The following is a 21,208-nucleotide window of genomic DNA, read 5'->3' as shown; positions in this document are numbered from 1 at the left end:
TCGCCATGGAAGAGAAGCTGCGCTTCGCCATCCGTGAAGGCGGCCGCACCGTCGGTGCCGGCATCGTCGTCACCATCAAAGAGTAATTTGGACTTAAACCGATCTGTCGCGGGCGCTGCCCGCGCCGCGCCAGAACAAGGAAGTGACGCATGAACGGACAGAATATCCGCATCCGCCTGAAGGCGTTTGATCACCGGGTGCTCGACGCCTCGACACGGGAAATCGTGTCGACCGCCAAGCGCACCGGCGCCAACGTCCGCGGCCCCATTCCGCTGCCGACGCGGATCGAAAAGTTCACGGTCAACCGGTCGCCTCACGTCGACAAGAAGAGCCGCGAGCAGTTCGAGATGCGCACGCACAAGCGTCTGCTCGACATCGTCGACCCGACCCCGCAGACGGTCGATGCTTTGATGAAGCTCGACCTGGCCGCCGGTGTCGACGTCGAGATCAAGCTCTAAGGAACCAGAGGTCAGCGGGGCGACCCGGAACTCTGAAGGAACAAGAGGCGTGGAGGGGCGACAGCCCCGACAGGGAACTCTAAAGGAATTGAACCGATGCGTTCAGGTGTGATTGCAAAGAAGGTGGGAATGACCCGCATCTACAACGATGCCGGGGAACATGTTCCCGTCACTGTTCTCCAGATGGAGAACTGCCAGGTCGTGGCGCAGCGCACGCAGGAGAAGAACGGCTATACCGCCGTCCAGCTCGGCGTTGGCCTTGCCAAGGTGAAGAACACGTCGAAGGCGATGCGCGGCCATTTCGCGACCGCTTCCGTCGAGCCCAAGGCCAAGGTTGCCGAGTTCCGCGTCTCCGCCGACAACATGATCGATGTTGGCGCCGAGATCACCGTCGAGCACTTCGTCGTCGGCCAGAAGGTCGATGTGACGGGGACCACGATCGGCAAGGGCTTCCAGGGCGTCATCAAGCGGCACCACATGGGTGGCGGCCGCGCGACGCACGGCAACTCGGTGTCGCACCGTACACACGGCTCGACCGGCCAGCGCCAGGATCCGGGCAAGGTGTTCAAGGGCAAGCATATGGCCGGCCACATGGGCGACACCCGCGTCACCACGCAGAATGTCGAGGTCGTCTCGACCGACGCCGATCGCGGCCTGATCCTGATCCGCGGTGCGGTCCCGGGTTCGAAGGGTGCATGGATCCTGGTCCGCGACGCGGCCAAGGTGGCGCTTCCGGCCAATGCGCCGAAGCCCGCCGCGATCCGCGCCGTTGCGACTGACGGTGCCGCCACGAACGAGGCCCGGGCCACAGAGGGAGCGGAATAATGGACCTCAAGATTACAACGCTTGGCGGCAAGGACGCCGGCAAGCTGAAGCTCTCCGAAGAGATTTTTGGCCTTGATCCGCGCGAGGACATCCTGCAGCGCGTCGTGCGCTGGCAGCTTGCCAAGAAGCAGCAGGGCACCCACAAGGCCAAGGGTCGCGCGGAAATCGCCCGCACCGGCGCCAAGATGTACAAGCAGAAGGGTACCGGCCGCGCCCGTCACCATTCGGCTCGCGCTCCGCAGTTCCGCGGCGGCGGCAAGGCCCATGGCCCGGTCGTTCGCAGCCACGAGCACGATCTGCCGAAGAAGGTGCGTGCACTCGGCCTCAAGCATGCCCTGTCGGCCAAGGCCAAGAGCGCGTCGATCATCATCATCGACGAGCTGAAGCTGACCGAGGCCAAGACCAAGGCACTGATCGCGAATTTCGCGACGCTGGGCCTGAGCAACGCCCTGGTGATCGGCGGCGCCGAGCTTGACAAGAATTTCAAGCTGGCGGCGACCAACATCCCGAACATCGACGTGCTGCCCATCCAGGGCATCAACGTCTACGACATTCTGCGCCGCGGCACGCTGGTCCTTTCCAAGGCCGCCGTCGAGGCTCTCGAGGAGCGCTTCAAATGACCGACCTTCGTCATTACGACGTGATCGTCTCGCCGGCGATCACCGAAAAGTCGACCATGGCTTCCGAGCAGAACCAGGTCGTCTTCAATGTCGCCAAGAAGGCGTCGAAGCCGGAAATCAAGGCCGCCGTCGAAGCGCTGTTCGGCGTCAAGGTGATGGCCGTGAACACGCTTGTCCGCAAGGGCAAGATCAAGCGCTTCCGCGGCACGATCGGCCGCCAGAGCGACGTCAAGAAGGCGGTTGTGACGCTGGCCGAAGGCCAGTCGATCGACGTCGCGACGGGTCTCTGAGCAAGGTCGCGAGGACAGAACAATGGCACTGAAAAAATTCAACCCGGTAACGCCGAGCACCCGTCAGCTGGTCATCGTCGACCGCTCGGGCCTCTACAAGGGCAAGCCCGTCAAGGGCCTGACTGAAGGCCTGACCAAGTCGGGCGGCCGCAACAATTACGGCCGCATCACGGCCCGCTTCATCGGCGGCGGTCACAAGCGCACCTACCGTATCATCGACTTCAAGCGCCGCAAGTTCGACATCGTCGGCACGGTCGAGCGTATCGAATACGATCCGAACCGCACCGCCTTCATCGCGCTGATCAAGTATGACGATGGCGAGCTGTCCTACATCATCGCCCCGCAGCGTCTGGCTCCCGGCGACAAGATCGTGGCCGGTGAATCGGTCGACGTGAAGCCGGGCAATGCGATGCCGCTGGCCTCGATGCCGGTCGGTACGATCGTCCACAATATCGAGCTGAAGCCCGGCAAGGGCGCTCAGGTCGCCCGTTCGGCCGGCGGTTATGGCCAGCTCGTCGGCCGCGACCAGGGCATGGCGATCCTGCGCCTCAATTCGGGCGAGCAGCGTGTCGTCCACGGCTCCTGCATGGCCACTGTCGGCGCCGTGTCCAACCCGGACCATGGCAACATCAATGACGGCAAGGCAGGCCGCACCGTGTGGCGCGGCAAACGTCCGCACAATCGCGGCGTGACCATGAACCCGGTCGACCATCCACATGGCGGCGGCGAAGGCCGCACCTCGGGTGGCCGCCATCCGGTTTCGCCCTGGGGCAAGCCGACCAAGGGCAAGAAGACGCGGTCCAACAAGGCGACCGACAAGTTCATCCTGCGCTCGCGCCATCAGCGCAAGAGCTAAGAAGAGGTAACGCCAAGTGACTCGTTCGATTTGGAAAGGCCCCTTCATCGACGGCTACCTTCTGAAGAAGGTGGACAAGGTTCGTGAAGGTGGTCGCAATGAGGTGATCAAGATGTGGAGCCGTCGCTCCACCATCCTGCCGCAGTTCGTCGGCTTCACCTTCGGTGTCTACAACGGCCAGAAGCACGTTCCCGTCTCGGTGAACGAGGACATGGTCGGTCACAAGTTCGGTGAATTCGCTCCGACCCGGACCTATTACGGTCACGGCGCGGATAAGAAGGCGAAGAGGAAATAATCATGGGCAAGGCCAAAGCTCCGCGCAGGCTTGCTGACAACGAAGCGCGCGCCGTGTTGCGCACGATCCGTATCAGCCCGCAGAAGCTGAACCTGGTTGCCGCGTTGATCCGCGGCAAGAAGGTCGCGACAGCGCTTTCCGACCTCGAATTCTCGGCCAAGCGGATTTCCGGCACGGTCAAGAAGACGCTGGAATCGGCGATCGCCAACGCGGAAAACAACCACGACCTCGACGTCGATGCGCTGATCGTGGCGGAAGCCTATGTCGGCAAGTCGATCGTCATGAAGCGGTTCCATGCCCGTGGCCGTGGTCGCGCCAGCCGTATCGAGAAGCCGTTCTCGCACCTCACGATCGTCGTTCGTGAAGTCGAAGAAAAAGGGGAGGCCGCATAATGGGCCAGAAAGTCAATCCGATCGGTCTGCGTCTCGGCATCAACCGCACCTGGGATTCGCGCTGGTTCGCGAACACCGGCGAGTACGGCAAACTGCTGCACGAGGACATCAAGATCCGCAAATATCTTGAGAAGGAACTCAAGCAGGCTGCGATCTCGAAGGTCGTGATCGAGCGTCCGCACAAGAAGTGCCGCGTCACCATCCATGCGGCGCGTCCGGGCCTGATCATCGGCAAGAAGGGCGCCGACATCGAGAAGCTTCGCAAGAAGCTGATGGAGATGACCAAGTCCGAGACGCATCTGAACATCGTCGAAGTGCGCAAGCCGGAGATCGACGCGACCTTGGTCGCCCAGTCGATCGCCCAGCAGCTCGAGCGCCGCATCGCGTTCCGCCGCGCCATGAAGCGTGCCGTGCAGTCGGCGATGCGCCTCGGTGCCGAAGGCATCCGCATCAACTGCGCCGGCCGTCTCGGCGGCGCCGAGATCGCGCGCATGGAATGGTATCGTGAAGGCCGCGTGCCGCTGCATACGCTGCGTGCCGACGTCGACTACGGCACGGCCGAGGCGAATACGGCCTACGGCATCTGCGGCGTCAAGGTCTGGGTGTTCAAGGGCGAGATCCTCGAGCACGACCCGATGGCTTCGGAGCGCCGCGCCACTGAGGGCGATCATGCGCATGGCGGTGGTGGTGAGCGCGAACGCGGTCGCCGTCGCGAAAACGCGTAAGACATTTAGGAATTTGGAGTTAGAACGATGCTGCAGCCAAAGCGCACAAAGTTCCGCAAGCAGTTCAAGGGCCGCATCCACGGTACCGCCAAGGGCGGCACCAACCTGGATTTCGGTGGTTTCGGGCTGAAGGCGCTTGAGCCGAACCGCGTCACCGCGCGTGAGATCGAGGCGGCCCGCCGCGCGATCACCCGCGAGATGAAGCGTGCCGGCCGCGTGTGGATCCGTATCTTCCCGGACGTGCCGGTGACGTCGAAGCCGACCGAAGTCCGTATGGGTAAGGGCAAAGGCGCGGTCGACTACTGGGCGGCACGCGTCAAGCCGGGCCGCATCATGTTCGAGATCGACGGCGTCAACGAGGAAACCGCCCGTGAGGCGCTGCGTCTCGGCGCGGCCAAGCTCTCGGTCAGGACGCGCTTCGTACAGCGCATCGCAGAATAAGGACGGGCTGATCATGAAAGCCGAAGACATCCGGACCAAGACCCAGGACCAGCTGACCGACGACCTGGCCAGCCTGAAGAAGGAGCAGTTCAACCTGCGCTTCCAGAAGGCCACCGGCCAGCTTGAGAAGACCGCGCGCGTGAGGCAGGTCCGCAAGGACATTGCGCGTATCAAGACCATCGCTGCGGAAAAGTCCGCGGCCAAGAAGGCTTAAGGACGAAAACCATGCCAAAGCGCATTCTGCAGGGCACCGTCGTCAGCGACAAGAACGAGAAGACGGTTGTCGTCAAGGTCGAACGGCGCTTCACGCATCCCGTGATGAAGAAGACCGTGCGCATGACCAAGAAGTACAAGGCGCACGACGAGAACAACGCCCACAAGGTCGGCGATCAGGTGTTCATCCAGGAATCGAAGCCGATTTCCAAGGACAAGCGCTGGGTCGTGGTGTCTTCGGACCAGGCCTGATCAGGGCCAACGAAACGAATTTTGGACAGACCGGGGAGGGGTGAGAGACCCGTCCCGTTAGAAAAGAAGAAGGCGGCCAGTCATGATTCAGATGCAAACAAACCTCGACGTCGCGGATAATTCCGGCGCCCGTCGTGTCATGTGCATCAAGGTGCTGGGCGGCTCGAAGCGGAAATACGCTTCCGTGGGCGACATCATCGTGGTGTCGATCAAGGAAGCCATCCCGCGCGGCCGCGTCAAGAAGGGCGATGTGATGAAGGCGGTCGTGGTACGCACGGCCAAGGACATCCGCCGCCCGGACGGCAGCGTGATCCGTTTCGACAAGAACGCAGCCGTTCTCGTCGACAACAAGAAAGAGCCGATCGGCACGCGTATCTTCGGACCGGTTCCGCGCGAACTCCGCGCCAAGAACCACATGAAGATCATCTCGCTCGCGCCTGAAGTGCTGTAAGGAGCCGGACCAATGCAGAAGATTAGAAAAGGCGACAAGGTCGTCGTGCTGGCCGGCAAGGACAAGGGCCGTTCGGGCGAAGTCCTCTCGGTACAGCCGAAGGACGACACCGCGCTGGTGCGCGGCGTCAACCTGATCCGTCGTCACCAGAAGCAGTCCCAGTCCCAAGAGGGCGGGATCATCACCAAGGAAGCGCCGATCCAGCTGTCGAACATCGCGCTGGCCGACCCCAAGGATGGCAAGCCGACCCGCGTCGGCTTCATCTTCCAGAAGGACGGCAAGAAGGTGCGCGTCGCCAAGCGCTCGGGAGAAGTCATCAATGGCTAAGGCTCAAACCAAGCAGGCAACTGCCCAGAACACGCCGCGCCTCAAGCAGGTCTACAACGAGACCATCCGCAAGGCGCTGCAGGAGCAGTTCGGCTACGAGAACGAGATGCAGGTTCCGCGCATCGACAAGATCGTGCTGAACATGGGCGTCGGCGAGGCGACTGGCGATTCGAAGAAGCCTTCGATCGCGGCGGAAGACCTTGCGATGATCGCCGGCCAGAAGGCCGTCGTCACGCGCGCCCGCAACTCGATCGCCGGCTTCAAGGTCCGCGAGAAGATGCCGATCGGCGCCAAGGTCACGCTGCGCAAGGAACGCATGTACGAGTTCCTCGACCGCCTCGTGAACATCGCACTGCCGCGCGTCCGCGACTTTCGCGGACTTAATCCGAAGAGCTTCGATGGCCGTGGCAACTATGCCATGGGCATCAAGGAACACATCGTGTTTCCGGAGATCAACTACGACAAGGTTGATCAGATCTGGGGCATGGACGTCATCGTTTGTACGACTGCGAAGACGGACGACGAAGCCAGGGCATTGCTCAAGGCCTTCAACTTCCCCTTCCGCCAGTAACGGCAGCGAGAAAAGGAAAAATCTGAAATGGCAAAGACCAGCTCAGTCGAGAAGAACAACAGGCGCCGCAAGCTTGCGGACCAGTTCGCTGCCAAGCGCAAGGTGCTCAAGGCGATCATCATGGATCAGTCCAAGCCGATGGAAGAGCGCTTCCGCGCCCAGCTGAAGCTTTCGGCGCTGCCGCGCAACTCGGCCAAGACCCGCATCCGCAACCGCTGCGAAGTCACCGGACGTCCGCGTGCCTATTATCGCAAGCTCAAAGTATCGCGTATCGCGCTTCGTGATCTCGGCAATAACGGCCAGATCCCGGGCCTGGTCAAGTCGAGCTGGTAAGGAGGACATAACATGTCATTGAGCGATCCTCTCGGCGATATGCTGACCCGCATCCGCAACGCGTATGGCCGCAAGAAGTCGAGCGTTTCGACGCCGGCCTCGCGCCTGCGTACCCGCGTCCTCGACGTGCTGAAGGCGGAAGGCTATATCCGCGACTACAGCCAGACCGACTTCGACAACGGCAAGTCCGAAATCGAGATCGAGCTGAAGTATTTCGATGGTGCGCCGGTGGTGCGCGAAATCGCTCGGGTCTCGAAGCCCGGCCGCCGCGTCTACGTTTCGGCCAAGTCGATACCGCACGTCGCCAACGGCCTCGGCATCGCCATCCTTTCGACGCCGAAGGGCGTGATGGCCGACCACGAAGCGCGTGAACAGAATGTCGGCGGGGAAATCCTCTGCCAGATCTTCTGATCTGGTATGTGACCCGGTTGGAAACAGGTTTTCGGGATCTAGTCCCGAAAGCCGAGACCTGAAACAAGAGAAGTGACGAGGACAACAAAATGTCTCGTATTGGAAAGAAACCCGTTTCGCTGCCGCAGGGCGTGACCGCGACCGTCAACGGCCAGACCGTGACGGCGAAGGGTCCGAAGGGCGAGCTGAAGTTCGTGGTGAACGACGAAGTGCTGGTCAAGATGGAAGGCAGCGAGATCGCTGTCCAGCCGCGCGACCAGACCAAGACTGCCCGTTCCAAGTGGGGCATGTCACGCACGCAGATCGTCAACATCCTGCAGGGCGTCAAGGACGGCTTCGAAAAGAAGCTCGAGATCACCGGCGTCGGCTATCGTGCCGCCATGCAAGGCAAGAACCTGCAGCTGGCGCTCGGCTTCAGCCATGACGTCGTCTACGAGACGCCGCAGGGCGTGACGATTTCGGTGCCGAAGCCGACGGAAATCACGGTGACCGGCATCGACAAGCAGCAGGTCGGCCAGGTCGCCGCCGAGATCCGCGAGTATCGCAGCCCCGAGCCCTACAAGGGCAAGGGCGTTCGCTATGCTGGCGAGAAGATCGTCCGCAAGGAAGGCAAGAAGAAGTAATTTTAACGCCGCGGGGAGCGGTCGCGGGAGGCTCGTCCTACCGCATATGGTTGCCCCCGTTTTTGAAGGCAAGGAACTGATATCATGGGCTCGAAAGAATCCACCCAACGCCGCGCCCAGCGCGTCCGCCGCCAGATCAAGAAGGTTGCCGGCGATCGTCCGCGTCTGTCGGTCCATCGCACGTCGAAGAACATCTATGTCCAGGTGATCGACGACGCCAAGGGCCACACCATCGCGGCTGCTTCGACGCTCGAGAAGGAGCTCAAGGGCTCGCTCAAGACCGGCGCCGACACCGCGGCTGCAGCTGCCATCGGAAAGCTGATCGCCGAACGCGCCTCGAAGGCCGGCGTCAAGGAAGTCGTCTTCGACCGCGGCGCCTATATCTACCACGGCCGCGTCAAGGCGCTGGCCGAGGCTGCCCGTGAAGGTGGTCTGAGCTTCTAGAGCATGATCCCGAACCGAAGGTCAGCGCAGCAAAAAGTTGCAGACTTTTCGGATAAGATCATGCGAAGGAAAAAAGAGTTTTCGCCCCCGGCGACCCGCAGAGGTGCCGGATATCATCATCAACCGTGCTTCCGGAAAAAAACAAGGAACAGGATATGGCACAGGAACGTAGGGATGGCGGCCGCGGCCGTGATCGCGAAGAGCGCGACGACGGCATGGTCGACAAGCTCGTCCACATCAACCGTGTCGCCAAAGTCGTCAAGGGCGGCCGGCGCTTCGGCTTTGCGGCACTTGTCGTCGTCGGCGACCAGAAGGGCCGCGTCGGCTTCGGCCACGGCAAGGCGCGCGAAGTGCCGGAGGCGATCCGCAAGGCGACCGAATCGGCCAAGCGCGACATGATCTTCGTGCCGCTGCGCTCAGGCCGCACGCTGCACCACGACGTCGAGGGACGCTGGGGCGCGGGACGCGTTCTGCTGCGCGCCGCCAAGCAAGGTACCGGCATCATCGCCGGCGGCCCGATGCGCGCCGTTTTCGAGACGCTCGGCATGCATGACGTGGTCGCCAAGTCGATGGGTTCTTCGAACCCCTACAACATGGTGCGCGCCACTTTCGACGCGCTGAAGAGCCAGATGCATCCGAAGGATGTGGCTGCCGCGCGCGGCATCAAGTATTCGACCCTTCAGGCCCGCCGCGGCACCGCCGTTGCGGCTGAAGAATAGTCGACGCTGACCAGGGATCTGACCATGGCCAAGAAAGCAACCAAGACCATCACCGTCGAGCAGATCGGTTCGCCGATCCGCCGGCCGAAGGAGCAGCGCGCAACGCTGGTCGGCCTCGGCCTCAACAAGATGCACAAGCAGCGCACGCTGGAGGATACGCCCTCGGTGCGCGGCATGATCGCTGCCGTCCAGCATCTCGTCCGCGTCGTGGACGAGGGCTGAGCCAGAGCGCAGGAGAACCCAGATGAAACTCAATGATCTGCGTGACAAGGACGGCGCGACGCACTCCAAGAAGCGTCTCGGCCGTGGCATCGGTTCCGGTTCGGGCAAGACCGCCGGTCGCGGCGTCAAGGGCCAGAAGGCGCGCTCCGGCGTCGCCGTCAACGGCTTCGAGGGTGGCCAGATGCCGCTCTACCGCCGCCTGCCGAAGCGCGGCTTCAACAATATCTTCGCCAAGAGCTTCACCGTCGTGTCGCTGGCCCGCATCCAGGCGGCGCTCGATGCCAAGAAGCTCGACGCTAAGACAGTTGTAACAGCCGAGGCGCTGGTTGCGGCAGGTGTCATCCGTCGCGTCAAGGACGGCGTGCGCATCCTTTCAGACGGCGACATCAAGGCCAAGCTTGCCTTCGAAGTGGCCGGAGCCTCCAAGGCCGCGATCGAGAAGATCGAAAAGGCCGGCGGCTCGGTGAAGCTGCCTGAGAAGGCAGCCGCCGAGTAACGGCAATTTGAAGCACGGCCGGCAAAGGTGGAATTCGGTTTTGCCTGCGGTCGTGCTTTGATCTGACAGATGTGGCGGCCGCATCAACGCGGCCGCTTGCATGTTTGCAGTCCGGAGCTTATCTCGTGAGCTTCGGTGACACGCGCCGCCTGAGCTGCGGGCATCGAGCGTGACCAAGCGGAGAATCAGGCATGGCTTCGGCTGCTGAACAACTAGCCTCGAATCTGAATTTTTCGGCCTTCGCCAAAGCCGAGGATCTGAAGAAGCGCATCTGGTTCACCATCGGCGCGCTGCTCGTCTACCGCCTTGGCACCTATATCCCGCTGCCCGGCATCAATCCCGACGCTTTCGCCCAGGCCTTCTCGTCGCAGAGCAAGGGCGTGCTCGGCATGTTCAACATGTTCGCCGGCGGCGCCGTGCAGCGCATGGCGATCTTTGCCCTCGGCATCATGCCCTATATCTCGGCCTCCATCATCATGCAGCTGATGACCTCGGTCATTCCGTCGCTGGAAGCGCTGAAGAAGGAAGGCGAGCAGGGCCGCAAGATCATCAACCAGTACACGCGCTACGGCACCGTGCTTCTGGCGCTGGTTCAGGCGTACGGCATTTCGGTCGGGCTTGAGGGCGGCAACGGCATCGTCAACGATCCCGGCATGTTCTTCCGCATCTCTACCGTCGTCACGCTGGTCGGCGGCACCATGTTCCTGATGTGGCTTGGCGAGCAGATCACTGCTCGCGGCATCGGCAACGGCATTTCGCTGATCATCTTCTCCGGCATCGTCGCCGGCCTGCCGCGCGCCATCTCCGGCACGCTGGAGCTTGGCCGCACCGGCGCCTTGTCGACCGGCCTGATCCTGGCGATCATCGTGCTGGCCATCATCGTCATCGCGCTGATCGTCTTCTTCGAGCGCGCCCAGCGCCGCCTGCTGATCCAGTATCCCAAGCGCCAGGTCGGCAATCGCATGTTCCAGGGCGATACCTCGCATCTGCCGCTGAAGCTTAACACCTCCGGCGTCATTCCGCCGATCTTCGCCTCGTCGCTGCTGCTGCTTCCGGCAACGGTTGCCGGCTTCTCGCAGACCACCAATATGCCTGCATGGGCCAGCACCATCCTGGCGGCGCTCGGCCACGGCCAGCCGCTCTATATGGCCTTCTACGCGGCGATGATCGTGTTCTTCGCCTTCTTCTATACGGCGATCGTCTTCAATCCGAAGGACACCGCCGACCAGCTCAAGAAGCATTCGGGCTTCATCCCGGGCTATCGTCCGGGCGAGCGCACTGCGGACTATATTGACTATGTGCTCACCCGCATCACCGTCGTCGGCGCCATTTATCTGGTGCTGGTGTGTCTGCTGCCCGAGTTCCTGATTTCAGCGACTGGCGTACCGTTCTACCTTGGTGGCACTTCGCTCCTGATCGTGGTCAGTGTAACGCTCGATACGGTGGCGCAGATTCAGGGTCACCTGATCGCGCACCAGTATGAGGGCCTGATCAAGAAGTCGAAGCTGCGCGGGGGGAAAAAGGCCAGATGAGGTTGATATTGCTTGGACCGCCGGGGGCGGGCAAGGGGACACAAGCACTAAGACTGGTAGATCGACACGGCATCCCACAGCTTTCCACGGGGGACATGCTGCGTGCTGCTGTCCAGGCTGGCACCGAAGTCGGCAAGCGCGCCAAGGCGGTGATGGACGCTGGCGAACTGGTGTCCGACGCTATCGTCAACGCCATCGTGGCCGAGCGCATCGATCAAGCTGATTGCGCAAACGGCTTCATCCTTGACGGGTACCCGCGAACCCTGGTGCAAGCGGACGCCGTTGAGGAAATGCTGTCGGATCGCGGACTGGAGCTCGATGCTGTCATCGAATTTGTCGTCGATGACAAGGCGCTGGTTGGCCGAATCGTCAAGCGCGCCGAAGACGCCAAGGCCGCAGGCCTGCCGGTGCGCAAGGACGACAGCCCAGCGGTGTTCGAGGAACGCTTGAGGGAATATTACAAGAAAACCTCGCCGCTGATCGGCTACTACTACGCCAAGGGCAAGCTCAGGGGCGTCGATGGCATGGCCGACATCGATGCGGTGACGCAGCAGATCGAGGCGGTGCTCAGGGCGACGACCCGGAAAGTTGGCCAGGCGGCCGGCTAGAGAATCGAACGATTGCGCTTGACTGGAGCGGTCCGCTGGGGTATGGCGGCCCGTCTTCCTATCAGGCATGAGGCTTGCTTGTCCGCAAGGGCAAGGCAGGCCGCTTTGAACTGGAAACTCCCGCAAGGGCCGGCCTCCACCGGACGCGGGGCAACTTCAAGCGCCGGCTCGTCCGGCCTATATGGAGAAGAGAAGAACATGGCTCGTATAGCCGGCGTCAATATTCCGACCAACAAGCGCGTCGTCATCGCGCTTCAATACATTCACGGCATTGGCAAGAAGTTCGCCCAGGAGATCGTCGACAAGGTCGGCATCCCGGCCGAGCGTCGCGTCAACCAGCTGACCGACGCGGAAGTGCTGCAGATCCGCGAGACCATCGACCGCGACTATCAGGTCGAGGGCGATCTGCGCCGCGAAGTGTCGATGAACATCAAGCGACTCATGGACCTCGGCTGCTACCGCGGCCTGCGTCACCGCCGCTCGCTGCCGGTTCGTGGTCAGCGCACGCATACCAATGCGCGCACCCGCAAGGGCCCGGCTAAGTCGATTGCCGGAAAGAAGAAGTAATTTAGGGCAGTAAGGGAGTAGGGCAGTAAGGCAATAGGAACGGCAGACATACTGCCCTACTGCCATATTCCCCTACTGCCTTCTCCCTGGTGGAGCCGCTGGCATTACGGCGGTGTAGAGATCAACTGAAAGGACCATCATGGCCAAGGAAGCCGCTCGTGTTCGCCGTCGCGAACGCAAGAACATCTCGTCGGGCGTTGCCCACGTCAATTCGACCTTCAACAACACGATGATCACCATCACCGACGCGCAGGGTAACTCGATTGCCTGGTCGTCGGCCGGAGCCCAGGGCTTCAAGGGATCGCGCAAATCGACCCCGTTCGCTGCCCAGATGGCCGCAGAAGATGTGGCCAAGAAGGCCCAGGAACACGGCATGCGCATGCTCGAGGTCGAGGTCTGTGGACCCGGCTCCGGTCGTGAATCGGCGCTGCGCGCGCTGCAGGCTGCCGGCTTCACCATTACCTCGATCCGTGATGTGACGCCGATCCCGCACAATGGCTGCCGCCCGCGCAAGAAGCGCCGCGTCTAAAGAATTTACCGAAGGCCGCGCGAGCGCCTCAAGGGCGCTCCTCCACGGCATTCCAGGTCGCCCGCCACGATTGGATGGTGGCGGGACAACGGAAGGAAAGCACTATGATCCAGAAAAATTGGCAAGAACTGATCAAGCCGAACAAGATCGAGTTCTCGTCGAAGAAGAAGACGCTGACCACGCTGGTCGCCGAGCCGCTCGAGCGCGGCTTCGGCCTCACCCTCGGCAACGCGCTGCGCCGCGTGCTTCTGTCTTCGCTGCGTGGCGCGGCTGTAACCGCCGTGCAGATCGACGGCGTTCTGCATGAATTCTCGTCCATCGCCGGCGTCCGCGAGGACGTGACCGACATCGTTTTGAACATCAAGGAAATCGCCATCCGCATGGAAGGCGACGGCCCCAAGCGCATGGTCGTCCGCAAGCAGGGACCGGGCGCGGTTCTCGCCGGCGACATCCAGACGGTCGGCGACGTCGAGATCCTCAATCCCGACCACGTCATCTGCACGCTGGACGAAGGCGCTGAAATCCGCATGGAATTCACCGTCGATACCGGCAAGGGCTATGTCCCGGCCGACCGTAACCGCGCCGAGGACGCGCCGATCGGGCTGATCCCCGTCGACAGCCTGTATTCGCCGGTCAAGAAGGTCTCCTACAAGGTCGAGAACACCCGCGAGGGCCAGGTTCTCGACTATGACAAGCTGACCATGACCATCGAGACCGACGGTTCGATTTCGGGCGAGGACGCGGTGGCCTTCGCCGCTCGCATCCTGCAGGACCAGCTCGGCCTGTTCGTCAATTTCGACGAGCCGCAGAAGGAAGTCGCCGCCGAACAGGTTACCGAGCTTGCCTTCAACCCGGCGCTGCTCAAGAAGGTCGACGAGCTCGAGCTTTCGGTGCGTTCGGCCAACTGCCTGAAGAACGACAACATCGTCTATATCGGCGACCTGATCCAGAAGACCGAAGCCGAGATGCTGCGCACCCCGAACTTCGGCCGCAAGTCGCTGAACGAGATCAAGGAAGTCCTGGCGGCGATGGGCCTGCATCTCGGCATGGAAGTGCCGGACTGGCCGCCGGAAAACATCGAAGACCTCGCCAAGCGTTACGAAGACCAATATTGAGGCTTGAGAGAGCCTCTTGAACCCGCAATGAAGGAGAAGAGCCATGCGCCACGGATTTAAAGGCCGCCGGTTCGCCCGCAGCATAAGCCATCGCAAGTCGATGTTTGCCAACCTTGCCGTGTCGCTTATCGAGCACGAGCAGATCCTCACCACGCTGCCGAAGGCGAAGGATTTGCGTCCGATCGTTGAGAAGCTGGTGACGCTCGGCAAGCGCGGCGACCTACACGCTCGCCGCCAGGTGATTGCCCAGATCGGCAATGAAGGCGTCGTCAAGCGCCTGTTCGATACCATCGCGCCGCGCTACGCCACCCGCAACGGCGGCTATCTGCGCATCATGAAGGCGGGCTTCCGCCACGGTGACAATGCCGCAATGGCCGTCATCGAATTCGTCGACCGCGACACCTCGGCCAAGGGCGCCGGCGACCGTGCCCGCATCGAGGCCGAAGGCACCGAAGAGGAAGCCGCAGCCGCATAAGGCTCGGTTTTCCTGAGAAGTTCAAAAGGGGCCTCCGGGCCCCTTTTTCTGTTTCCGAAGGTACCGGGCGGGCTGGTAGAGGTTTTGTCACCGGTTTTTGCGGCGACTACCCAAAATAATCGGATTTCAGCGGCTTAGCCTTTCATTTTGCACAATCGTCAGGACAATGGCGCCCGACTTGGAGGATTCGGAATGCGCGTTAAACGGCTGTCCATTGTTCTGATCTGCGCCTTGATGGCGTTGGCCGTCGTGCCGGCGGCCAGGCACGCGCTGGCGGAGGAGGCCAAGCCAGATCCCGGTCTGTCCGACGTGCTGACCGATCTGCTGCATGGCGTCGAAGGCGAAAACGCCACTTCAGGCCCCGACAAGCGCGTGCCGTTCGGCCGCGAGGAGGTGCAGCTGTCCTTCGCGCCGCTGGTCAAGCAGACGGCGCCGGCCGTGGTCAATGTCTACGCCTCGCAGACCGCCAAGGTGACGTCGCCCTTCGACGGCGATCCGTTCTTCGAGGAGTTCTTCGGCCGCTCGCAGCCGCGCGCGCAGTCCTCGCTCGGTTCGGGGGTGCTGGTCGATCCGACCGGCGTCGTGGTCACCAATTTCCACGTCGTCAAGGACGCCGACCAGGTCAAGGTCGCGACTGCCGATGGGCGCGAATTCGACAGCAAGGTACTGCTTAAGGACGAGACGCTCGATCTCGCCGTGCTCAAGATTTCTTCCGACAAGCCGTTTCCGGTGATCGCCATCGGCGATTCCGACGCGCTCGAGGTCGGCGACCTGGTGCTGGCGATCGGCAATCCGTTCGGTGTCGGCCAGACCACCACCAGCGGCATTATTTCGGCGGTGGCGCGCAGCCATATCGGCGTCTCCGATTCCAGCTTCTTCATCCAGACCGACGCCGCCATCAACCCCGGCAATTCCGGTGGCGCGCTGGTCAACATGGGAGGGCAGCTGATCGGCATCAACACGGCGATCTATAGCCGTAGCGGCGGCTCGATCGGCATCGGCTTTGCCATCCCTTCGAACATGGTTCGCGCCTTCGCCGACGCGGCCAAGGCCGGGCTCGACTTCTTCGAGCGGCCGTATGCCGGTGCCGAGTTCGAGGCGGTGACGCCGCAGATTGCCGAATCGCTCGGCATCGACAAACCGACCGGTGCGCTGGTTTCTTCGGTCGAAGAGGCGGGACCCGCCGCCAAGGCAGGGCTCAAGCCGGGCGACGTAGTGCTGTCGCTCAACGGCAAGCCGGTCGAGAGCGTCGGGGCGCTGGACTACCGGATGGCGACGCTGTCGATTGGTACGAATGCCAGCTTCGGCGTTCTGAGCAAGGGTCAGCAGGCGACGATGGACATCGCGCTGGAACGGCCGCCTGAGGGCGCCAAAGCTGCGGAACTCACATTGCGCGGCCGCAGCCCGTTTTCCGGTGCCAAGGTTGCTGAACTGTCGCCACGGCTTGCCCAACGGCTCGGTCTGCGCACCGATGTCAAAGGCGTCACCGTGGTCGACATCAACCGCGATTCGCCTGCTGCCGATTTTGGCTTCCAGCCAGGCGACATCGTGCGTGAGGTCAATGGCCTGACGATCGACAAGGCGGCGACCTTGGAACAGGTAGCCCAGCAGGATACGCGCTGGTGGCGCTTTACCGTCGAGCGCGGCGGGCAGATACTGCGCCAAGTGTTGCGTTACTGAGCCCGAACGTCAGCATGATCGGGCTCCAGGCAGAAGAAGTTGCATGGCCGATCTGTTCAGTGTCGATGAACCGGAAAAGACGCCGCCCGGCAGGCCGCTGGCGGACCGTCTGCGCCCGAAGAACCTCGGCGAGGTCGTCGGCCAGGAGCATCTGACCGGATCCGATGGCGCGCTGACGCGGCTGATCGGCTCCGGCTCGCTCGGCTCGATGATCTTCTGGGGCCCGCCCGGCACCGGCAAGACCACGGTCGCACGGCTGCTTGCCGGCGAGACAAGCCTCGCCTTCGAACAGATCTCGGCGGTGTTTTCCGGCGTTGCCGACCTGAAGAAAGTGTTCGAGGCAGCGAAGCTGCGCCGCTCCAACGGCCGCCAGACACTGCTGTTCGTCGACGAGATCCATCGCTTCAACCGCGCCCAGCAGGACAGTTTTCTGCCCGTGATGGAAGACGGCACCGTCGTGCTGGTCGGCGCCACCACGGAGAATCCGTCCTTCGAGCTTAACGCCGCGCTGTTGTCGCGCGCGCGTGTGCTGGTCTTTCACTCACTCGGCGAGGACAGTATCGCCAAGCTGCTGGCGCGGGCCGAGGAGGCAGAGGGCAGGGCGCTGCCGCTCGATGAAGACGCGCGGGCGATGCTCATCCGCATGAGCGACGGCGACGGCCGCGCGGCATTGACGCTCGCCGAAGAAGTCTGGCGCGCAGCGAAATCAAAGGAGGTGTTCGGCGCCGAAGCCCTGCAGCGCATCGTCCAGCGCCGCGCGCCGATCTACGACAAGGGACAGGACGGCCACTACAATTTGATCTCCGCCTTGCACAAATCGGTGCGCGGCTCCGACCCCGACGCGGCACTCTACTATCTCGCCCGCATGTTCGACGCCGGCGAAGATCCACTTTATCTCGGGCGCCGGTTGGTGCGCATGGCGATGGAGGATATTGGGCTGGCCGACCCGCAGGCGCTCGTCGTCGCTAACGCCGCCAAGGACGCCTATGACTATCTGGGCTCGCCCGAGGGCGAACTGGCCTTCGCCGAGGCGACCGTCTATCTCGCCACCGCGCCGAAATCCAATGCAGTTTATACCGCGTTCAAGGCCGCCACACAGGCGGCGAAGGAATTCGGTTCGCTGCTGCCGCCCAAGCATATTCTCAATGCGCCGACCAAGCTGATGAAACAGGAAGATTACGGCGCCGGCTATCGCTACGACCACGACGAGCCCGACGCTTTTTCCGGCCAGGACTATTTTCCGGAGAAGATGGGAAGGCAGACATTCTACGACCCGCCAGAGCGCGGCTTCGAGCGCGATATCAGGAAGCGGCTGGATTATTGGGCGAAGCTGCGCAGCGAGCGGGAAAAGTAGCTGCCGACCGCACAGTGGTGTGATCGCCGTTGTCTGGCGGGATAAAAAACCCTATCAAGATGCGCCTTCGGCTGGCGGACAGGCCAGAAACGTACCGACGATATTCAGAACGGAATCGCGCCTGGCGCGTGGAAAAATGACAAAAAAATCTCGCAAGACCCTTCGGAAGTTCGCCATAGCGATCCCGCTGCTGGCGCTCGGCTTCTATTTCATTCCCATCCTAACGACAATTTTCATTGTCCTCGGCCTGGTCGACGTGTTGCGCAATGACAACAAGAACTGGGCGCTGTTCAGTGGTTATTTCCTCGGCAACGGCATCTTCACCTGGCTGCTTTCGCCCTTCAATCTGCTGGTCGATCTTCTGTGCTACAGAAACCGCGGTGTCTGGAAACTGGACCAGTTTCCTCCGGACTATCAGCGTGAGGTCAACGAGGTTCTGGACGTCTTCAAGGCGCGCAAGGACGAGATCATCGCCGATATCGACGCCAATTTCGGCAGCGGCCGGCGCGGCATGTATGTCTACCAGTGGTACGGCAAGCACAAGATCGACAACGTCGCCGAATTCAACAAGGATTTCAAATATATCAAGACCATCGCCGTGTCGGTGTTCAGGGGCAAGGAATCGACCTCCTGGCATTTCGGACCGCTGCGGCTCAGCCTGCGCATTCTCTACAATCTTCTCCCGGCGAAGGCCGAGGTTTTCGTCGAGTGCAACAACGCCAGGAACTACTGGCACGACAATCCGCTCTATATTTTCGACGACACGCTGCTGCACCGCTCGGTCAACGAATATGATGGGCGCCGCTACTGCGTGTTCATGGACATCATCCGGCCATCGCCATTCCCCGGCCTGATCGCCGCTCTTCTCGCCATCGTTTCGGTCAGCGTCGAGCGCATCAATGCCATGTTCTACAAGAACTGGAAGATGATCGGCTCCAGCAAGCCGAAGAAGGCCGGAGCCGCCTGACACCGTGGTGTGACCGGCGCGAGGGAGCACGATGTATCATCTGTTGCTTGTCTGCCTTGGTGGCGCGATCGGTGCAATGGCCCGCTTCTTCCTGTCCGGCTTCGTCGCCCGCCGGGTCGGCGAGACCTTTCCCTGGGGCACTATGGCCGTCAACGTCTCGGGAGCGTTTGCAATCGGTGTCGTTGCGCATGCGGTGGCGCGCGACGGCATGCCCGCCATCTGGGTCTTTACCGTTACCGGCGGCCTCGGCTGCTACACCACGGTCTCTTCCTTCAGCCTGCAGACGCTGGCGCTGGCGCGCGAGGGCGAATGGCGGCGCGCCGGCGGAAATGTGCTGCTTTCGGTTTTTCTGAGCCTCGGCGGCGTGACGCTGGGCTTTGCTGCGGGAAGTCTTCTGATTGGCGGCGGGGCGCCGTGAGCGGCCCGCGGAAGCTCCGCCACGACGGGACGGACACTGCCGCGGCAGGGCATGCGGCGCGCCTCATTGGCCGTCGCAGAACCAACGAAACGGTTCGGCTCTATGCGACCGTAGCCGCAGGCAGCATGATCGGCGGTGTGTTGCGGGCGCTTGCCTCATCGACGAGCACTGCCCTGTGGGGCGCTGGATTTCCCTTCGGCACGCTCCTCGTCAACATTGTTGGCTCGTTCCTCATCGGCTTCTACGCGACATTGACGGGACCGGATGGTCGCGTCTTCGCCGGTCCGCTGCAACGTCAATTCTTCATGGCCGGCTTCTGCGGCGGCCTGACGACCTTCTCCGCTTTCAGCCTTGAAACACTCACCCTCGCGCAAGGCGGGAGGCTTGTGGCGGCGGGATTCAATATCGCGATCTCCGTGGTGGCCTGGCTTGCCGCCGTCTGGCTTGGCCACATCTTTGCAGTTCGGCTCAACCGGCTGAGAGGGTCCAGGCAATGAAGATACCAACACAGGCGCAATTGCTGCGCATATTTATCGGCGAAAACGACAAGGCAGATGGCCGTCCGCTGTATGAGGTTATCGTGCTGAGGGCCCGCGAAATGCAGATCGCCGGCGCGACCGTCCTGCGCGGCGCGATGGGGTTCGGCCATTCCAGCCGGCTTCACACCACGAAGATCCTCCGCCTATCGGAGGATCTGCCACTCGTCATCGAGATCGTCGATGACGAGGAAAAATTGGCCGCTTTCCTGCCCGTGCTTGAAACAATCATGACAAGTGGTTTGATTACGCTGGAGAAAGTTCAGGTTCTGCAATATGGAACCGACAACGAATAACCGAGTGAGATTGCGGGTACCGGCGAATGCCGTTGATGCCTGCAAAACGGCGATTGGAATCATGGCAGGCGTTGAACAGATCACAGTGGACGCCGGCGAGGCGGGCATGCGGCTCGACCGCTGGTTCAAGAGCCATTTCCCCGGTCTCGGTTTCGGTCATCTGCAGAAGCTGCTGCGTTCCGGCCAGATCCGCGTCGACGGCGGCAGGGTGAAGGCCGATACCCGCGTCGAAGCCGGCCAGACGGTCCGAGTGCCGCCGCTCGAAGTCGACAAGAAAGGTGAAAGCCCGCTCACCGGTCATTCGATCCGCAACCAGGGCGACGCCGACGTTTTGGCAAAGATGCTGATCCATGAGGACCCGAAGGTCTTCGTCTTCAACAAGCCGGCCGGCCTGGCGGTCCAGGGCGGCTCTGGCGTCACCCGCAATGTCGACGACATGCTGGAAGCCTGGCGCAACCAGAAGGGCGAGAAGCCGCGTCTGGTGCACCGGCTCGACCGCGACACGTCGGGTGTGCTGGTTGTCGCCCGTACAAGGCTCGCCGCCATGAAGCTCGCCGAAGCGTTCCGGGCGCGTGAGACGAAGAAAACCTACTGGGCGCTGGTCAAGGGCGTGCCGCCGAAGCGCGAGGACAAGATCTCGACCTGGCTGATCAAGGAACCGACGCCCGACGGCGATCGTGTGCGCATCGCCAAGCATGGCGAAAAGGGCGCCGATCACGCCGTGTCCTATTACCGCATCGTCGAGCAGGCGGCGCAGACCCTGTCCTGGCTGGAAATGGAACCCTATACCGGGCGCACCCACCAGCTTCGCGTCCATGCCGCCCATATCGGTTGCCCGATCATCGGCGACCCCAAATATTTCGAGGCCGACACCAATTGGGATTTTCCAGGCGGCATGCAGAACCGGCTGCATCTGCACGCGCGCCGCATCGTCATCCCGCATCCCGACAAGGGCTTTGTCGACGTCACCGCACCGATGCCGCCGCATATGCGCCAGAGCTGGAACCTGCTCGGTTTCGACGACGCGAGCGCGGAGGACTAGCGGCGGTGGGCGTCGCCACAGATACGCTCGACCGCCGTGACGCGGTCGATCTGGCGGCCGCCGCCATCATGGTCGGGCTGACCTTTTCGTGGGGCCTGAACTACGTTGCCGCCAAGATCTCGTAT

General features: G+C 62.2%; 35 protein-coding genes and 1 pseudogene. All 36 read left to right on the top strand.

Annotation, left to right across the window (positions count from 1 at the left end; translation table 11 throughout):
- On the top strand, window positions 1-86 hold an 86-nt coding region (locus NKI58_RS33610), incomplete at its 5' end, for an EF-Tu C-terminal domain-related protein (protein WP_455749504.1).
- 63 nt (window positions 87-149) lie between these two features.
- A complete protein-coding gene (gene rpsJ / locus NKI58_RS33605; protein ID WP_006205468.1) occupies window positions 150-458 on the top strand; it encodes a 30S ribosomal protein S10 in 309 nt (102 codons plus the stop codon).
- Between the two features lie 96 nt (window positions 459-554).
- Window positions 555-1,283 (top strand): 50S ribosomal protein L3, encoded by a 729-nt coding sequence (gene rplC / locus NKI58_RS33600; protein ID WP_352789727.1) that lies wholly within the window; start codon window positions 555-557, stop codon window positions 1,281-1,283.
- The gene (rplD, locus tag NKI58_RS33595) at window positions 1,283-1,903 is read left to right on the top strand and encodes a 50S ribosomal protein L4 (RefSeq protein ID WP_023675140.1); all 621 of its coding nucleotides are present in this window, start codon (window positions 1,283-1,285) and stop codon (window positions 1,901-1,903) included. Before rplC ends, rplD begins: the two co-directional genes overlap by 1 nt.
- Entirely contained in the window at window positions 1,900-2,193 is a 294-nt protein-coding gene (locus tag NKI58_RS33590) for a 50S ribosomal protein L23 (RefSeq protein WP_023675139.1), read from the top strand. The genes rplD and NKI58_RS33590 overlap by 4 nt, the downstream gene beginning before the upstream one ends.
- Window positions 2,194-2,215: 22 nt before the next feature.
- Complete coding sequence (gene rplB / locus NKI58_RS33585; RefSeq protein WP_352789730.1) at window positions 2,216-3,049, top strand: 50S ribosomal protein L2; 834 nt, start codon at window positions 2,216-2,218, stop codon at window positions 3,047-3,049.
- A 16-nt stretch (window positions 3,050-3,065) separates the two neighbouring features.
- Entirely contained in the window at window positions 3,066-3,344 is a 279-nt protein-coding gene (gene rpsS, locus NKI58_RS33580) for a 30S ribosomal protein S19 (RefSeq protein WP_006205463.1), read from the top strand.
- 2 nt (window positions 3,345-3,346) lie between these two features.
- Window positions 3,347-3,736, top strand: a complete 390-nt coding sequence (gene rplV, locus NKI58_RS33575) for a 50S ribosomal protein L22 (RefSeq protein WP_006205462.1) — start codon at window positions 3,347-3,349, stop codon at window positions 3,734-3,736.
- Entirely contained in the window at window positions 3,736-4,461 is a 726-nt protein-coding gene (rpsC, locus tag NKI58_RS33570; RefSeq protein ID WP_023675137.1) for a 30S ribosomal protein S3, read from the top strand. The genes rplV and rpsC overlap by 1 nt, the downstream gene beginning before the upstream one ends.
- A 27-nt stretch (window positions 4,462-4,488) precedes the next feature.
- The gene (rplP, locus tag NKI58_RS33565) at window positions 4,489-4,902 is read left to right on the top strand and encodes a 50S ribosomal protein L16 (protein WP_006205460.1); all 414 of its coding nucleotides are present in this window, start codon (window positions 4,489-4,491) and stop codon (window positions 4,900-4,902) included.
- Window positions 4,903-4,915: 13 nt separating this feature from the next.
- Entirely contained in the window at window positions 4,916-5,116 is a 201-nt protein-coding gene (gene rpmC / locus NKI58_RS33560; protein WP_006205459.1) for a 50S ribosomal protein L29, read from the top strand.
- Window positions 5,117-5,127: 11 nt separating this feature from the next.
- Window positions 5,128-5,367, top strand: coding sequence for a 30S ribosomal protein S17 (gene rpsQ / locus NKI58_RS33555; protein WP_023675136.1), 240 nt, complete (start codon window positions 5,128-5,130; stop codon window positions 5,365-5,367).
- Between the two features lie 82 nt (window positions 5,368-5,449).
- Window positions 5,450-5,818 (top strand): 50S ribosomal protein L14, encoded by a 369-nt coding sequence (rplN, locus tag NKI58_RS33550; protein WP_006205457.1) that lies wholly within the window; start codon window positions 5,450-5,452, stop codon window positions 5,816-5,818.
- Between the two features lie 12 nt (window positions 5,819-5,830).
- The gene (gene rplX, locus NKI58_RS33545) at window positions 5,831-6,145 is read left to right on the top strand and encodes a 50S ribosomal protein L24 (RefSeq protein WP_254817150.1); all 315 of its coding nucleotides are present in this window, start codon (window positions 5,831-5,833) and stop codon (window positions 6,143-6,145) included.
- Window positions 6,138-6,716 carry a 50S ribosomal protein L5 gene (gene rplE, locus NKI58_RS33540; RefSeq protein ID WP_008875670.1) on the top strand — a complete coding sequence of 193 codons (579 nt, stop codon included), beginning with the start codon at window positions 6,138-6,140 and terminating at the stop codon, window positions 6,714-6,716. The genes rplX and rplE overlap by 8 nt, the downstream gene beginning before the upstream one ends.
- A 27-nt stretch (window positions 6,717-6,743) precedes the next feature.
- The gene (gene rpsN / locus NKI58_RS33535; RefSeq protein WP_023675134.1) at window positions 6,744-7,049 is read left to right on the top strand and encodes a 30S ribosomal protein S14; all 306 of its coding nucleotides are present in this window, start codon (window positions 6,744-6,746) and stop codon (window positions 7,047-7,049) included.
- Window positions 7,050-7,061: 12 nt separating this feature from the next.
- Complete coding sequence (gene rpsH / locus NKI58_RS33530) at window positions 7,062-7,460, top strand: 30S ribosomal protein S8 (RefSeq protein WP_006205453.1); 399 nt, start codon at window positions 7,062-7,064, stop codon at window positions 7,458-7,460.
- Window positions 7,461-7,549: 89 nt separating this feature from the next.
- Window positions 7,550-8,083: a 50S ribosomal protein L6 gene (gene rplF / locus NKI58_RS33525; RefSeq protein ID WP_023675133.1), complete on the top strand. Its 534-nt coding sequence runs from the start codon at window positions 7,550-7,552 to the stop codon at window positions 8,081-8,083.
- An 84-nt stretch (window positions 8,084-8,167) separates the two neighbouring features.
- A complete protein-coding gene (gene rplR, locus NKI58_RS33520; RefSeq protein WP_023675132.1) occupies window positions 8,168-8,527 on the top strand; it encodes a 50S ribosomal protein L18 in 360 nt (119 codons plus the stop codon).
- A 155-nt stretch (window positions 8,528-8,682) separates the two neighbouring features.
- On the top strand, window positions 8,683-9,246 hold the full coding sequence (gene rpsE / locus NKI58_RS33515; protein ID WP_006333394.1) for a 30S ribosomal protein S5: 564 nt from the start codon (window positions 8,683-8,685) through the stop codon (window positions 9,244-9,246).
- Window positions 9,247-9,270: 24 nt separating this feature from the next.
- The gene (gene rpmD, locus NKI58_RS33510; protein WP_006205449.1) at window positions 9,271-9,468 is read left to right on the top strand and encodes a 50S ribosomal protein L30; all 198 of its coding nucleotides are present in this window, start codon (window positions 9,271-9,273) and stop codon (window positions 9,466-9,468) included.
- 22 nt (window positions 9,469-9,490) lie between these two features.
- Window positions 9,491-9,964 (top strand): 50S ribosomal protein L15, encoded by a 474-nt coding sequence (rplO, locus tag NKI58_RS33505; protein WP_352572484.1) that lies wholly within the window; start codon window positions 9,491-9,493, stop codon window positions 9,962-9,964.
- Window positions 9,965-10,155: 191 nt separating this feature from the next.
- Window positions 10,156-11,496, top strand: a complete 1,341-nt coding sequence (secY, locus tag NKI58_RS33500; RefSeq protein WP_023675130.1) for a preprotein translocase subunit SecY — start codon at window positions 10,156-10,158, stop codon at window positions 11,494-11,496.
- Window positions 11,493-12,104, top strand: a complete 612-nt coding sequence (locus NKI58_RS33495) for an adenylate kinase (RefSeq protein WP_023675129.1) — start codon at window positions 11,493-11,495, stop codon at window positions 12,102-12,104. The genes secY and NKI58_RS33495 overlap by 4 nt, the downstream gene beginning before the upstream one ends.
- A 198-nt stretch (window positions 12,105-12,302) precedes the next feature.
- Complete coding sequence (gene rpsM / locus NKI58_RS33490; protein WP_006205445.1) at window positions 12,303-12,671, top strand: 30S ribosomal protein S13; 369 nt, start codon at window positions 12,303-12,305, stop codon at window positions 12,669-12,671.
- 139 nt (window positions 12,672-12,810) lie between these two features.
- A complete protein-coding gene (gene rpsK / locus NKI58_RS33485) occupies window positions 12,811-13,200 on the top strand; it encodes a 30S ribosomal protein S11 (RefSeq protein WP_006205444.1) in 390 nt (129 codons plus the stop codon).
- A gap of 104 nt (window positions 13,201-13,304) precedes the next feature.
- Window positions 13,305-14,315, top strand: coding sequence for a DNA-directed RNA polymerase subunit alpha (locus NKI58_RS33480; protein ID WP_023675128.1), 1,011 nt, complete (start codon window positions 13,305-13,307; stop codon window positions 14,313-14,315).
- Window positions 14,316-14,358: 43 nt separating this feature from the next.
- Window positions 14,359-14,790: a 50S ribosomal protein L17 gene (gene rplQ, locus NKI58_RS33475; protein WP_023675127.1), complete on the top strand. Its 432-nt coding sequence runs from the start codon at window positions 14,359-14,361 to the stop codon at window positions 14,788-14,790.
- A gap of 192 nt (window positions 14,791-14,982) precedes the next feature.
- The gene (locus NKI58_RS33470) at window positions 14,983-16,470 is read left to right on the top strand and encodes a DegQ family serine endoprotease (protein ID WP_352572488.1); all 1,488 of its coding nucleotides are present in this window, start codon (window positions 14,983-14,985) and stop codon (window positions 16,468-16,470) included.
- Between the two features lie 43 nt (window positions 16,471-16,513).
- Window positions 16,514-17,824, top strand: a complete 1,311-nt coding sequence (locus tag NKI58_RS33465) for a replication-associated recombination protein A (RefSeq protein ID WP_352451042.1) — start codon at window positions 16,514-16,516, stop codon at window positions 17,822-17,824.
- 136 nt (window positions 17,825-17,960) lie between these two features.
- Window positions 17,961-18,791 carry an aspartyl/asparaginyl beta-hydroxylase domain-containing protein gene (locus NKI58_RS33460; protein WP_352789734.1) on the top strand — a complete coding sequence of 277 codons (831 nt, stop codon included), beginning with the start codon at window positions 17,961-17,963 and terminating at the stop codon, window positions 18,789-18,791.
- Window positions 18,792-18,822: 31 nt separating this feature from the next.
- Window positions 18,823-19,209, top strand: a complete 387-nt coding sequence (crcB, locus tag NKI58_RS33455) for a fluoride efflux transporter CrcB (protein WP_352572491.1) — start codon at window positions 18,823-18,825, stop codon at window positions 19,207-19,209.
- A gap of 125 nt (window positions 19,210-19,334) precedes the next feature.
- Window positions 19,335-19,706 (top strand): CrcB family protein, encoded by a 372-nt coding sequence (locus tag NKI58_RS33450; RefSeq protein ID WP_352458556.1) that lies wholly within the window; start codon window positions 19,335-19,337, stop codon window positions 19,704-19,706.
- The gene (locus tag NKI58_RS33445) at window positions 19,703-20,041 is read left to right on the top strand and encodes a DUF190 domain-containing protein (protein WP_254817158.1); all 339 of its coding nucleotides are present in this window, start codon (window positions 19,703-19,705) and stop codon (window positions 20,039-20,041) included. The genes NKI58_RS33450 and NKI58_RS33445 overlap by 4 nt, the downstream gene beginning before the upstream one ends.
- A gap of 61 nt (window positions 20,042-20,102) precedes the next feature.
- Window positions 20,103-21,083: an RluA family pseudouridine synthase gene (locus NKI58_RS33440; RefSeq protein WP_352458558.1), complete on the top strand. Its 981-nt coding sequence runs from the start codon at window positions 20,103-20,105 to the stop codon at window positions 21,081-21,083.
- 5 nt (window positions 21,084-21,088) lie between these two features.
- A pseudogene (locus NKI58_RS33435) lies at window positions 21,089-21,208 on the top strand (EamA/RhaT family transporter); the annotation flags it as partial.

The sequence above is a fragment of the Mesorhizobium sp. M0522 genome, from assembly GCF_040321085.1.
In the GTDB taxonomy this organism is placed as follows: domain Bacteria; phylum Pseudomonadota; class Alphaproteobacteria; order Rhizobiales; family Rhizobiaceae; genus Mesorhizobium.
The sequence above is the reverse complement of the archived record's forward strand: the minus strand, read 5'-3'. Positions and strand labels throughout refer to the sequence as shown.

What these genes read in the sequence shown, in the direction of transcription:
- NKI58_RS33460 (WP_352789734.1), top strand. Translation starts at nt 17,961, where the DNA reads ATGACAAAAAAATCTCGCAAGACCCTTCGGAAGTTCGCCATAGCGATC.
- rplD (WP_023675140.1), top strand. Translation starts at nt 1,283, where the DNA reads ATGGACCTCAAGATTACAACGCTTGGCGGCAAGGACGCCGGCAAGCTG.
- rplP (WP_006205460.1), top strand. Translation starts at nt 4,489, where the DNA reads ATGCTGCAGCCAAAGCGCACAAAGTTCCGCAAGCAGTTCAAGGGCCGC.
- rpsM (WP_006205445.1), top strand. Translation starts at nt 12,303, where the DNA reads ATGGCTCGTATAGCCGGCGTCAATATTCCGACCAACAAGCGCGTCGTC.
- NKI58_RS33590 (WP_023675139.1), top strand. Translation starts at nt 1,900, where the DNA reads ATGACCGACCTTCGTCATTACGACGTGATCGTCTCGCCGGCGATCACC.
- NKI58_RS33495 (WP_023675129.1), top strand. Translation starts at nt 11,493, where the DNA reads ATGAGGTTGATATTGCTTGGACCGCCGGGGGCGGGCAAGGGGACACAA.
- NKI58_RS33465 (WP_352451042.1), top strand. Translation starts at nt 16,514, where the DNA reads ATGGCCGATCTGTTCAGTGTCGATGAACCGGAAAAGACGCCGCCCGGC.
- rpsQ (WP_023675136.1), top strand. Translation starts at nt 5,128, where the DNA reads ATGCCAAAGCGCATTCTGCAGGGCACCGTCGTCAGCGACAAGAACGAG.
- rpsC (WP_023675137.1), top strand. Translation starts at nt 3,736, where the DNA reads ATGGGCCAGAAAGTCAATCCGATCGGTCTGCGTCTCGGCATCAACCGC.
- rpsK (WP_006205444.1), top strand. Translation starts at nt 12,811, where the DNA reads ATGGCCAAGGAAGCCGCTCGTGTTCGCCGTCGCGAACGCAAGAACATC.
- NKI58_RS33470 (WP_352572488.1), top strand. Translation starts at nt 14,983, where the DNA reads ATGCGCGTTAAACGGCTGTCCATTGTTCTGATCTGCGCCTTGATGGCG.
- rplO (WP_352572484.1), top strand. Translation starts at nt 9,491, where the DNA reads ATGAAACTCAATGATCTGCGTGACAAGGACGGCGCGACGCACTCCAAG.
- NKI58_RS33480 (WP_023675128.1), top strand. Translation starts at nt 13,305, where the DNA reads ATGATCCAGAAAAATTGGCAAGAACTGATCAAGCCGAACAAGATCGAG.
- secY (WP_023675130.1), top strand. Translation starts at nt 10,156, where the DNA reads ATGGCTTCGGCTGCTGAACAACTAGCCTCGAATCTGAATTTTTCGGCC.
- NKI58_RS33450 (WP_352458556.1), top strand. Translation starts at nt 19,335, where the DNA reads ATGATCGGCGGTGTGTTGCGGGCGCTTGCCTCATCGACGAGCACTGCC.
- rplR (WP_023675132.1), top strand. Translation starts at nt 8,168, where the DNA reads ATGGGCTCGAAAGAATCCACCCAACGCCGCGCCCAGCGCGTCCGCCGC.
- rplC (WP_352789727.1), top strand. Translation starts at nt 555, where the DNA reads ATGCGTTCAGGTGTGATTGCAAAGAAGGTGGGAATGACCCGCATCTAC.
- rplF (WP_023675133.1), top strand. Translation starts at nt 7,550, where the DNA reads ATGTCTCGTATTGGAAAGAAACCCGTTTCGCTGCCGCAGGGCGTGACC.
- rplN (WP_006205457.1), top strand. Translation starts at nt 5,450, where the DNA reads ATGATTCAGATGCAAACAAACCTCGACGTCGCGGATAATTCCGGCGCC.
- rpsH (WP_006205453.1), top strand. Translation starts at nt 7,062, where the DNA reads ATGTCATTGAGCGATCCTCTCGGCGATATGCTGACCCGCATCCGCAAC.
- NKI58_RS33440 (WP_352458558.1), top strand. Translation starts at nt 20,103, where the DNA reads ATGGCAGGCGTTGAACAGATCACAGTGGACGCCGGCGAGGCGGGCATG.
- rpmC (WP_006205459.1), top strand. Translation starts at nt 4,916, where the DNA reads ATGAAAGCCGAAGACATCCGGACCAAGACCCAGGACCAGCTGACCGAC.
- rpsN (WP_023675134.1), top strand. Translation starts at nt 6,744, where the DNA reads ATGGCAAAGACCAGCTCAGTCGAGAAGAACAACAGGCGCCGCAAGCTT.
- rpsJ (WP_006205468.1), top strand. Translation starts at nt 150, where the DNA reads ATGAACGGACAGAATATCCGCATCCGCCTGAAGGCGTTTGATCACCGG.
- NKI58_RS33445 (WP_254817158.1), top strand. Translation starts at nt 19,703, where the DNA reads ATGAAGATACCAACACAGGCGCAATTGCTGCGCATATTTATCGGCGAA.
- rpsE (WP_006333394.1), top strand. Translation starts at nt 8,683, where the DNA reads ATGGCACAGGAACGTAGGGATGGCGGCCGCGGCCGTGATCGCGAAGAG.
- rplE (WP_008875670.1), top strand. Translation starts at nt 6,138, where the DNA reads ATGGCTAAGGCTCAAACCAAGCAGGCAACTGCCCAGAACACGCCGCGC.
- rpmD (WP_006205449.1), top strand. Translation starts at nt 9,271, where the DNA reads ATGGCCAAGAAAGCAACCAAGACCATCACCGTCGAGCAGATCGGTTCG.
- crcB (WP_352572491.1), top strand. Translation starts at nt 18,823, where the DNA reads ATGTATCATCTGTTGCTTGTCTGCCTTGGTGGCGCGATCGGTGCAATG.
- rplB (WP_352789730.1), top strand. Translation starts at nt 2,216, where the DNA reads ATGGCACTGAAAAAATTCAACCCGGTAACGCCGAGCACCCGTCAGCTG.
- rplV (WP_006205462.1), top strand. Translation starts at nt 3,347, where the DNA reads ATGGGCAAGGCCAAAGCTCCGCGCAGGCTTGCTGACAACGAAGCGCGC.
- rplX (WP_254817150.1), top strand. Translation starts at nt 5,831, where the DNA reads ATGCAGAAGATTAGAAAAGGCGACAAGGTCGTCGTGCTGGCCGGCAAG.
- rplQ (WP_023675127.1), top strand. Translation starts at nt 14,359, where the DNA reads ATGCGCCACGGATTTAAAGGCCGCCGGTTCGCCCGCAGCATAAGCCAT.